This window comes from Vibrio sp. 10N.222.49.C9 (genome assembly GCF_041474985.1).
Lineage (GTDB): Bacteria > Pseudomonadota > Gammaproteobacteria > Enterobacterales > Vibrionaceae > Vibrio > Vibrio crassostreae_C.
The window spans coordinates 1-586 of sequence record NZ_JBFRVD010001354.1 but is presented as its reverse complement, the minus strand read 5'-3'; the positions used below and the strand labels follow the sequence as shown (position 1 = coordinate 586).

Sequence of the window (586 nt, the reverse complement as noted above, 5' to 3'; positions counted from 1 at the left end):
TAAAAGAGGCTATTTCAACAATGAAAGGTTCGTACTGGTGGCTATGCAACACAGATAAAGGAACTTACGTATTGTACCCAAACAATGGTAAGTTCTATTTTGACTCTCAGTGTCTAAAGGAGTGTCGTTTCAATAATCTCACAAAAGTAGCCAGAATGGTTCGACAGGACTTAAAACCCGAAGACATCAACATGTCTTTACAACTATCACAACAGATAGCGAAACTTACAAGCGACAAAGTTAGTATCACGAAAGAGAAAACCGCGACCCAACGAAAACTTGATTTCATTCGCAAGCAGCTCGAAGAAATCATTGGTCGCCACTAATCCAGCTAATATTTTTGGGCTTTCATCAAATCATCAACCATGTCCTTTTCCTATAGACGGTATCTCCCTATGGGGCTGATACCTATTCTTACGAATCTATAAGGACAAGAAAAATGACTGAACGCTCAACAAAAGATATAAATCTAATATGGACTTGGACTCACAGGGACTTCAAGGGCTCTTGCTCAAAAACGAAATCCATAATGTGGCCAGCGCCTCATCATTGCCTTGGACCTATTTCAGAACTACCTGAAAAGGAA

General features: G+C 39.9%; 1 protein-coding gene. It reads left to right on the top strand.

The genetic code is table 11. The features are described from left to right. The coding region (locus AB4585_RS28260) for a hypothetical protein (RefSeq protein WP_372172082.1) at positions 1–326 on the top strand (326 nt) is incomplete at its 5' end. Positions 327–586 lie beyond the last annotated feature (260 nt).